General features: G+C 67.6%; 6 protein-coding genes. 3 read left to right on the forward strand and 3 right to left on the reverse strand.

Features of this window, described 5'->3' with window-relative positions:
* Nucleotides 1–23 precede the first annotated feature (23 nt).
* Nucleotides 24–2,267 carry a DNA topoisomerase IV subunit A gene (parC, locus tag AC3WTC_RS04100; RefSeq protein ID WP_032975808.1) on the forward strand — a complete coding sequence of 748 codons (2,244 nt, stop codon included), beginning with the start codon at nt 24–26 and terminating at the stop codon, nt 2,265–2,267.
* Nucleotides 2,268–2,520: 253 nt separating this feature from the next.
* On the opposite strand, the gene bfr is transcribed toward parC, so the two are convergent.
* On the reverse strand, nt 2,521–3,009 hold the full coding sequence (bfr, locus tag AC3WTC_RS04105) for a bacterioferritin (protein WP_025877631.1): 489 nt from the start codon (nt 3,007–3,009) through the stop codon (nt 2,521–2,523).
* 125 nt (nt 3,010–3,134) lie between these two features.
* Here bfr and AC3WTC_RS04110 point away from each other — a divergent pair, with 125 nt between their 5' ends.
* On the forward strand, nt 3,135–5,465 hold the full coding sequence (locus AC3WTC_RS04110) for a penicillin acylase family protein (RefSeq protein ID WP_492710697.1): 2,331 nt from the start codon (nt 3,135–3,137) through the stop codon (nt 5,463–5,465).
* 103 nt (nt 5,466–5,568) lie between these two features.
* Here the strand turns inward: AC3WTC_RS04110 and AC3WTC_RS04115 are convergent, their stop codons facing one another.
* Nucleotides 5,569–6,957, reverse strand: coding sequence for a cation:proton antiporter domain-containing protein (locus AC3WTC_RS04115; protein WP_492710698.1), 1,389 nt, complete (start codon nt 6,955–6,957; stop codon nt 5,569–5,571).
* Nucleotides 6,958–7,065: 108 nt separating this feature from the next.
* Complete coding sequence (gene asnB / locus AC3WTC_RS04120; RefSeq protein ID WP_492710700.1) at nt 7,066–8,757, reverse strand: asparagine synthase B; 1,692 nt, start codon at nt 8,755–8,757, stop codon at nt 7,066–7,068.
* Between the two features lie 342 nt (nt 8,758–9,099).
* Here asnB and AC3WTC_RS04125 point away from each other — a divergent pair, with 342 nt between their 5' ends.
* Nucleotides 9,100–9,978, forward strand: a complete 879-nt coding sequence (locus AC3WTC_RS04125) for a tetratricopeptide repeat protein (protein WP_099842196.1) — start codon at nt 9,100–9,102, stop codon at nt 9,976–9,978.
* The last annotated feature ends 77 nt before the right edge of the window (nt 9,979–10,055 follow it).

Here is a 10,055-nt window from a genome sequence, read left to right on the forward strand (position 1 = left end):
CCCGACATAGGTAACAACGCCGCATGACCGATCTTGCCCGCCCCGTGTTCCACGGTTTCGAACAACTGCCGCTGCGCGAGTACGCCGAACGCGCCTACCTCGACTACTCGATGTACGTGGTCCTGGATCGCGCCCTGCCGTTCATTGGCGACGGCCTGAAGCCCGTGCAGCGCCGCATCATCTATTCGATGAGCGAGCTGGGCCTGAATGCCGCGTCCAAGCCGAAGAAGTCCGCACGCACCGTCGGTGACGTCATCGGTAAATACCACCCGCATGGCGACAGTGCGTGTTACGAAGCGCTGGTGCTGATGGCACAGCCGTTCTCGTACCGTTATCCGCTGATCGAAGGCCAGGGCAACTTCGGTTCCAGCGACGATCCGAAGTCGTTCGCGGCGATGCGTTACACCGAATCCAAGCTGACCCCGATCGCCGAAGTACTGCTGGGCGAACTGGGCCAGGGCACCACCGACTGGGCACCGAACTTCGACGGCACCCTGCAGGAACCGACCTGGATGCCGGCACGCCTGCCGCATCTGCTGCTGAACGGCACCACCGGCATCGCCGTGGGTATGGCCACCGATGTGCCGCCGCACAACCTCAACGAGATCGTCAGCGCGCTGCTGCACCTGCTGGACGATCCGGATGCCAGCGTGCGCGACCTGTGCGAGCACGTGAAGGGTCCGGATTATCCGTCCAACGCCGAGATCATCACCCCGGCCAACGATCTGCGGAACATGTACGAGACCGGCAACGGCAGCGTGCGTGCGCGTGCCACCTACATCAAGGAAGCGCACAACGTGGTGGTCACCGCGTTGCCGTTCCAGGTGTCGCCGTCGAAGGTGATCGAGCAGATCGCCGCACAGATGCGCGCCAAGAAGCTGCCGTGGCTGGAAGACATCCGCGATGAGTCCGACCATGCCAACCCGGTGCGCGTGGTACTGGTGCCGCGCTCGAACCGCGTCGACGCCGAGCAGTTGATGGGGCACCTGTTCGCCACCACCGACATGGAGCGCAGCTACCGCGTCAACCTCAACGTGATCGGGCTGGACGGCCGTCCGCAGGTGAAGAACCTGAAGACGCTGCTCAGCGAATGGCTGGCATTCCGCAGCAGCACCGTCACCCGCCGCCTGCAGCACCGCCTGCAGAAGGTCGAGCGTCGCCTGCACCTGTTGGAAGGCCTGCTGGTGGCGTTCCTCAACCTGGACGAGGTGATCCACATCATCCGTACCGAGGACGAACCGAAGGCGGCGCTGATCGCACGCTTCGGCCTGTCCGAAGACCAGGCCGAGTACATCCTGGAAACCAAGCTGAAGCAGCTGGCCCGCCTGGAAGAAATGAAGATCCGCGGCGAGCAGGACGAACTGGCCAAGGAGCGCGACAAGATCCTCAGCATCCTCGACAGCAAGGCCAAGCTGAAGAAGCTGATCCGCGACGAGCTGCAGGCCGATGCGAAGAAGTTCGGCGACGAGCGCCGCTCGCCGCTGGTGCAGCGCCAGGCCGCCCAAGCCATCGACGAGACCGAGCTGGTGCCGAGCGAGCCGATGACGGTGGTGATGTCCGAGAAGGGCTGGATCCGCGCCGCCAAGGGCCACGACATCGATGCCTCGACCCTCTCCTACCGCGATGGCGATGCGCTGCAGGGTGCAGTGCGTGCGCGCAGCACCCAGCAGGTCGCGTTCCTGGACAGCGAAGGCCGCGCCTACTCCACGCCGGTGCATACCCTGCCCTCGGCACGCGGCAACGGTGAGCCGCTGACCGGCCGCTTCTCGCCGGCCGCAGGCACCAGCTTCGTGACCCTGGCCAGCGCCGAACCGGATACCCGCTTCGTGCTGGCCTCGACCCACGGCTATGGTTTCGTCACCCGCTTCGAGAACCTGATCGGTCGCAACAAGGCCGGCAAGGCGATGCTGAACCTGTCGGCGGGCTCGTCGGTACTGACCCCATCGGTGGTGGCCAACGTCGCTACCGACCGCATCGTCGCGGTGACCAGTTCGGGCAACCTGCTCGCGATCGCCGCCAACGACCTGCCGGAACTGGACAAGGGCAAGGGCAACAAGATCATCGAGATCCCCAAGGCCAAGCTCGCCACCGAACGCGTGGTCGCCATCGTGGCAATCAGCCCGGGCCAGACCCTGCAGGTCCGCAGTGGCCAGCGCACCATGGGCCTGAAGTTCAACGAACTCGACGCCTATCTGGGCGCCCGCGCCACCCGTGGCCATCTGCTGCCGCGTGGCTGGCAGAAGGTGGAAGGGTTGTCGGTCGAGTGACGGTAGGTGTCAACCTTGGTTGACACGCCTTGCCCGGCAACCGGGAACCCGCCGGGCATGGCCCGGCGCTACCGGGATCGGAGCATCAGACACAAAAAAGCCGGGGCATTCCCCGGCTTCTTTGTTTGTCGGCTGGCGGGCGGTGGAGCAGCTGGCGGGCGAAGGCTGGCTGGCGGTGCTCCGGTGCTGGCGGGCGACGTTGCTTTGCGCTCCTGGTAGAGCCGGGCATGACCCGGCGCTACGACAATCGTGGTCAGTGCGCCGGGGCGCCGCTGCCGTCGATCTTGCTCAGCTGGTACAGCTCCAGGCCGATGCGCTTGATCAGGCCCAGCTGCTGCTCCAGCCACCAGGCGTGGTCTTCCTCGGTGTCCTTCAACTGCGCCAGCAGCATGTCGCGGCTCACGTAGTCGCCCTTCTCCTCGCACAGCTTCATGCCGGCGGCGAGGTTGTTGCGCACCGCGTATTCGGTGTCCAGGTCCTTGCGCAGCATCTCCTCCACGGTCTTGCCGGGCTCGGTGGCATGCGGGCGCATGTCCGGGTCGCCGCCCAGGAACAGGATCCGGCGCAGCAGCGCGTCGGCATGCTGGGTCTCTTCCTCCATCTCGTGGTTCAGGCGTTCGTACAGCGCGAACAGGCCCTGGTCCTCGTAGCGGCGGGAGTGGATGAAGTACTGGTCGCGGGCGGCGAGTTCGCCGCGCAGCAGTTCCTTCAGGCAGGCGATGACGTCCGGGTTGCCTTTCATGGGGGGAGCTCCTGTGAATCGATGGCGCCCATGGTGCCCCATCTGGAAATACGGTGATCTAATCGGAATCAGTCGCAGTTGCGCCTGCGGCTACAATCGGCCGACCTGCTCGGAAAGGACCTGTAATGCGTCGTACGTGGCGGTGGATTCTGGGTGTGCTGGTGGCAATCGTGCTGCTCGCGGTGCTGGTCCTGTGGTTGCTGCTGCGCGGCAGCCTGGCCGAACTGGACGGCGAGCGCCCGCTGCCCGGGCTGGCCACCAAGGTCACCGTGGAGCGCGATGCGCTGGGGGTGGTCACCATCACCGCCGGCAACAAGACTGATGCCCTGCGGGCGCTCGGCCGTGTTCACGCGCAGGAACGTTATTTCGAAATGGACCTGATGCGGCGCAGTGCCGCAGGTGAACTGTCCGCCCTGTTCGGGGCGAAGGCGATCGAAGCCGACAAGCGCATGCGCGTACACCGCCTGCGCGCGCGTACCGAGGCCCATCTGCAGGACGCACTGGGCAGCGACCCTGCGGCCGTGCGCGCCTATGTGGACGGGGTCAACCAGGGCCTGGGCAGCCTGGCGGTGCGGCCATGGGCCTATCTGCTGCTGCGGCAGGCGCCCCAACCCTGGCGGGCCAGCGACAGCGTGCTGGCAGGCCTGGCCATGTACGCCGACCTGCAGGACCCCAGCAACCAGTCCGAACTCGCCCTGGAGCGCATCCGCGCGGTGGTGCCACCGGCACTGTATGCGCTGCTGGCGCACGACGGCAGCGAGTGGGATGCGCCGCTGGCCGGCGCTGCCCGTGGCAACGCCCCCCTGCCTGATGCCAGCCAGCTGGACCTGCGCACGCTGAAGGCCGCGACCGGCGCGGCTGCCGAGGATGCCGACGCGGTCGGCAGCAACAATTTCGCCGTGGCCGGCGCGCTGACCGCCGATGGCCGTGCGATCGTCGCCGACGACATGCACCTGGGCCTGCGCGCTCCCAGCCTGTGGTTCCGTGTGCGCCTGCGCTACCCCGATCCACAGGCCGCGGGTGGCCAGGTCGATGTCAGCGGATTCTCGCTGCCGGGCGTGCCGGCGGTGATTGTCGGCAGCAACGGCCACGTGGCCTGGGGCTTCACCAACAGCTACATCGACACTGCCGACTTCCGCACCGAGCCAGCGGACGCTGCAGTGACCGTGCACGAGGAACGGATCGTCGTGGCCGGCGGTGCCGACGTGCGTTTCCCGGTACGCGAAACCGCGTGGGGACCGATCCTGCACACCCACGCCGATGGCAGCGGCGACGCCTTGCGCTGGGTCGCGCAGTTGCCGGGCGCGGTGCGCATGGACTTCGCCGACATGGCACGGGCCGCCGATCTGGACCAGGCCCTGCAGATTGCCGACCATGCCGGCATTCCCGCGCAGAACCTGGTGATCGGCGACCGCAGCGGGCGTATCGCGTGGCGCCTGATCGGCGCGCGGCCTGACCGTGGCCCGGGCTGTACACCGCTGGGCTTCAATGACAATCACCGCAACCGGGGCTGCGCGCCGTGGCCGATCCGCAGCGACGCCGCGCCGAGCCTGGTCGACCCCGCCTCGCATCGGCTGTGGACGGCCAACAGCCGCGTGGTGGACGAGGCGACGCTGGCCACGATCGGCAATGGCGGCTACGACCTCGGCGCGCGCGGACGGCAGATCCGCGACCTGCTGGCCACGCAGGCGCATTTCGACGAGCACGACCTGCTGGCGATCCAGCTCGACGACCGCGCGGTGTTCCTGCAGCGCTGGTGGGTGCTGCTGCACCAGGTGGTCGAGCACAGCGACGATCCGGCACTGAAGCGGTTGGGCACGGCCAGCAGCCATTGGGACGGTCGCGCCGCGATCGATTCGGTCAGCTACCGGGTGGTGCGCGAGTTCCGCACACAGGTACTCGACACGTTGACCGATGCGCTGCTGGCACCGGCCCGGGCACCGCTGGGCGGGGATTTCCTGGCACCGCGCCTGGCGCAGCTGGAAGGCGTGGCCTGGCCGATGCTGCAGCAACGCCCCGCCAACCTGCTGCCCCCCGCCTACACGAGCTGGGATGCACTGCTGGCCGATGCGGCGCGCCGTACCGACGCGGAGCTGTCCGCGCAGGGGCCGCTGGCGCACCGCAGCTGGGGCGAGCGCAATACCGCAGCGATCTGCCATCCGGTCGCGCGCGCCCTGCCCGCCTTCGCCAGCCGCTGGTTGTGCATGCCGGCCGATCCCCTGCCCGGCGACCGTGACATGCCGCGTGTACAGACGCCGGCGTTCGGCGCCTCGCAGCGCATGGTGGTCTCGCCCGGCCACGAGGCCGATGGCATCGTGCACATGCCGGGTGGGCAGAGCGGCCATCCGCTGTCGCCTTACTGGGGCGCTGGACATGAGGACTGGGTGCACGGCCGCCCCACCCCGTTCCTTCCCGGCAAGGCGCAGCACACGTTGACGCTGTTACCGGCCAGGTAATTGCTCGCCGGGCATGGCCCTGCGCTACCAGAGCAACGAGCCCGCGCACAGTGGATCCGAACGATATGGTAGCGCCGGGCCATGCCCGGCGGGATTCACCGCGTCAGGCCTTGCGGCGCTCGATCAGGTTCAACAGCGGCCCGGTCATCGCGGTCGTCACCAGTGCCATGATCACCAGCACCGCAAACAGGCGGTCGCCCAGCAGGCCCAGCTCGTAGCCGAGGTTGAGCACGATCAGCTCCATCAACCCGCGGGTATTCATCAGCGCACCCAGTCGCCACGCTTCGCGCGAGGCCATGCCGGTACTGCGCGCCGCACTCCAGGTCCCCAGCAGCTTGCCCACCGTGGCCACGGCGATCACCACCACGCACAGCAGAATGTCGCTGCTGTGCAACGCGTCGGCGCGCATGCGCAGGCCGGTCATGGCGAAGAACAGCGGCAGCAGCAGCGTCACCGCGAACGGTTCGACCCTGGCCACCAGCAGTTGCCGCAGCTGCGCGTTGGACGACACCGCCACGCCTGCAGCGAAGGCGCCGAACAGCGCATGGATGCCGAGCACTTCGGTGACCAGCGCACTGGCCAGCGACAGCAGCAGGATGCCCAGCAGCCAGCGCCCTTCGCGACCCGGCGCGATGGTCTGGCGGGCAAACCACGGCTTCACCAGTCCCAGCATCAGCGCGATGAACGCCACCACGCACAGCAGGTTGAGGCTGGCCGGCAACCAGCCGGTGGCCTGCGCTGCCGCCACGATCAGCGCCAGCAGGCACCACGCGGTCGCATCGCCCAGCGCCGCGCAGGCGATGGCAGTCTGCCCCAGCGGGGTGTGGGTGATGCCGCGATCAGCGAGGATGCGCAGCAGCACCGGGAAAGCGGTGATGCTCATCGAAATACCGACGAACAGCGCGAACGCGGTGAAACCCACGCCCTGCGGGCCATGCTGCGGGTACAGCCAGATGGCCAGGACCACACCAAGCACGAACGGCACCGCGATGCCTGCGTGGCTGACGGTGAAGGCGAATCGACGGCGCCCACGCAGCGCGCCCAGATCAAGCTCGGCACCGGCCACCAGCAGGAACATCAGCACACCCAGTTGGCTGAGCATGCCCAGCGGCCCGAGCGAAGCGGCCGGGAACAGTGCACCGTGCACCTGCGGCAGCAGGCTGCCCAGCAACAGCGGCCCCATCATCAGGCCGGCGGCCATTTCGCCGATCACGGCCGGCTGGCCGAAGCGCTTCAACAGCGCACCGGCGCCCTTGGCGACCAGCAGCAACACCAGCAGCTGCAGCAGGAACAGGCCGAGCGGCGAGGCCAGGTGATGCGCCCAGTCACTGCCGACCACGGCTTCGGCCTTGCTGGCCACCGTCGGCAGCCCGGGCCCCGCATAGCGCGCCAGCAGCAGGCCGACCAGCAGCGGCACGCCGGCCCACACCAGGTAGCGCCAAGCCCACTTCGTCGGCCTCACGGGACCTCCGGTCTGTACGTCCATGAACATTCCCCAATGTGCAGGGGGCTGATGATACGTCCCTCGCTGCCCATGCGCTGCAGGGCTCGCCGGGCATGGCCCGGCGCTACCCGTGTGGCTGCCGCTCGGCGCGGCCGATCAGGCCAACGCTTGCTCGTGCACGCCGGCGATGGCGCGGCCCGATGGGTCGGCGGCGGCGGCGAAGCTGGCATCCCAGGCGATCGCTGCCGGCGAGGAACAGGCGATCGACTTGCCGCCCGGCACGGTTTCAGCCGCCGCATGGCTGGGGAAGAACTGCTCGAACAGGTGACGGTAGTAGTACGCCTCCTTGGTCTGCGGCGGGTTGTGCGGGAAGCGCTTGTCGGCCGCAGCCAACACGCGGTCGCTGACCTGTGCTTCGGCGTGCGCCTTCAGGCCATCGATCCAGCCGTAGCCGACGCCATCGCTGAACTGCTCCTTCTGCCGCCACAGGATGCTGTCCGGCAGGTAGCCCTGGAAGGCTTCGCGCAGTACCGCCTTCTCGATGCGGCGACCACCAAAACCGGCGCCGACCATCTTGTGCGCGGCATCGAATCGCATCGCCACGTCGAGGAATTCGCGGTCCAGGAACGGCACGCGCGGCTCCACGCCCCAGGCCATCATCGACTTGTTGGCGCGCAGGCAATCGTAGTTGTGCAGGGCATCGAGCTTGCGCACCAGTTCCTGGTGGAATTCGCGCGCGTCCGGCGCCTTGTGGAAGTACAGATAGCCGCCGAAGATCTCGTCGCTGCCTTCGCCGGACAGCACCATCTTCACCCCCATCGCCTTGATCCGGCGCGCCAGCAGGAACATCGGCGTGGAGGCGCGGATGGTGGTGACGTCGTAGGTTTCAATATGGCGGATCACCTCCGGCAGCACGTCCAGGCCTTCTTCGAAGGTGTATTCGAAGCCGTGGTGGACCGTGCCCAGTGCTTCGGCGGCCACCGCAGCAGCGGCCAGATCCGGCGAGCCCTTCAGGCCGATGGCGAACGAATGCAGGCGCGGCCACCACGCTTCACTCTGCCCGCCATCTTCGATGCGACGACGCGCATAGCGTGCTGCCACGGCGGCAACCAGCGACGAATCCAGCCCGCCCGACAGCAGCACGCCGTACGGCACGTCACTCATCAACTGGCGTTCGACCGCATGTTCGAAAGCCTGGCGCAGCTCGGCGAGATCGGCCGAGCGGCCCTGCACGTCGTCGTACTCGCGCCACGGCTGCTGGTAGTAGCGCACCAGCTCACCGCTGGCGCTGTCGTAGTAGTGGCCCGGCGGGAACTGGGCGACGTCGGCACAGGTATCGACCAACGCCTTCATTTCAGAGGCGACGCGCAACCGCCCCTGCGCATCATGGCCCCAGTACAGCGGCACCACGCCGACCGGGTCGCGCGCGATCAGTACACGACCCGCACTGCGATCCCATAACGCAAAAGCGAAGATGCCGTTGAGCTGCTCCAGCCACTGCGCCGGCGACCCGCCCTGGCGGTACAGCGCGTTGATCACCTCGCAGTCCGAGCCGGTCTGGAAGGCATAGGCCTGGGCAAGTCCGCCCTTGAGCTGCTGGTGGTTGTAGATCTCGCCGTTGACCGCCAGCGCCAGCTGCGCGTCTTCGGACAGCAGCGGCTGCGAGCCGCCTGCCGGATCGACGATGGCCAGGCGCTCGTGCACCAGCAGCGCGCCCTCGTCCAGGTACACACCGCTCCAGTCCGGGCCACGATGACGCTGGCGCTGCGACAGCTCCAGCGCATGGCGGCGCAGGGAAGGAAGATCGTCACCGGCCTGCAGGCCGAAAATACCGAAGATCGAACACATGGGTGGAACTCCTGTTGTGGGGAAGTACACGGGGGGAGGGTGTTCGACCGGCCATCCAGGCCCGGGTGGGGCTGCGCCCGGGCACAAAAAAAACCCGCATCGGCCAATGCGGGTTTTCTGGTGTCCGGGCGTATGTTGCTGTCTATCTACCCAGGGCGCAGTCCCGCATCGGCCGCGCACGATTATTCGCACGCAGATTATTGCGGTTGGTGTTGTTGACGGCGGTGGCCAGGCGGATCGACATGGCATCGACCCTACCCCGCTTTCCGGCACGGCGCAACCGTTGCGTTGGCAACCACTCCGCAGAGCGCATAATGGCCCGCCGTGAAACGTGCAATGGAAATGCAACACCGCAACGGACGCAACGCGGCTCTGGCCGCCCTGATCTGCCTGGGCCTGGCCGCCTGCCAGACCCTGCCCCCACCCTCGCTCCTTCCGCCGGCTCAGCAGCAGAGCCTGGAACAACGCGGAACCGACGGCAGCTTCGAGGGAGCCTTTGATACCGCGGAAACCTTCGAGCGCTTCAACGATCCGCGCGCCATCGCCTATTACGAGCGTGCCGCAGCGGTCACCCCCTGGACCTTCCACAACACCAAGGCGGAAAAAGCCCTGGGCCGGATCTGGATCTCCGGCACGCTGCGGTATGCCGACAGCCCCCACATCAATCCTGCGCCGGTGCTGCGCGCGTCCTGGCGGCGTGGCGAACGCGCCTATCTGGCGGCGGCCTACCACGGCAATCCCTATGCGTTCTACGAACTCGCCAAGGCCTATCGCCAGCGTGGCGACGCGCAACAGGCGCTGCGCTGGGACCTGCGCGGAATGATCTACCAGCGCTACCCGAGTTCATCGTCGCGACTGCCGGATGCGGTGGCCGCGCAGGGCGACAGCGTGCATCCGCTGGTTGCGCAGATCCAGCGTCGCGCCGAGCGCGGCGATGCCGAAGCGCAGGTGGACCTGGGCGCGCTGCTGGAGAAGGGCGTGGGACTGCCGCGCGATCCGGCGCGTGCGCTGCAGCTGTACCAGCGCGCCGGCGAGAAGGGCAATGTGTTCGGCCAGTACTTCGCCGGGCTGCTGCTGGGCCGCAGTGCGCCGGGCGTGGACAAGAACCCTGACGCTGCTGCCGCCTGGTTTGCCAAGGCGGAAGCACAGCAGTTCTACATGGCGGCGCCGAGCTACTGGAAAAAAGCGGTCGAACCGCCGTTCTTCAGTTTTTCGGAGTAACGCGCGCCGCTGCGCTCGCCGGGCATGGCCCGGCGCTACCCACGATCATCCGCACGCTCACCCCGGTGCGCCGGTGC

It is taken from the genome of Stenotrophomonas sp. FW305-C-20-S1, from assembly GCF_058783335.1.

Bases quoted from the DNA above. Each gene is read 5' to 3' on its own strand.
- parC (WP_032975808.1), top strand. From the start codon at position 24: ATGACCGATCTTGCCCGCCCCGTGTTCCACGGTTTCGAACAACTGCCG.
- bfr (WP_025877631.1), bottom strand. From the start codon at position 3,009: ATGAAAGGCAACCCGGACGTCATCGCCTGCCTGAAGGAACTGCTGCGC.
- AC3WTC_RS04110 (WP_492710697.1), top strand. From the start codon at position 3,135: ATGCGTCGTACGTGGCGGTGGATTCTGGGTGTGCTGGTGGCAATCGTG.
- AC3WTC_RS04115 (WP_492710698.1), bottom strand. From the start codon at position 6,957: ATGTTCATGGACGTACAGACCGGAGGTCCCGTGAGGCCGACGAAGTGG.
- asnB (WP_492710700.1), bottom strand. From the start codon at position 8,757: ATGTGTTCGATCTTCGGTATTTTCGGCCTGCAGGCCGGTGACGATCTT.
- AC3WTC_RS04125 (WP_099842196.1), top strand. From the start codon at position 9,100: ATGCAACACCGCAACGGACGCAACGCGGCTCTGGCCGCCCTGATCTGC.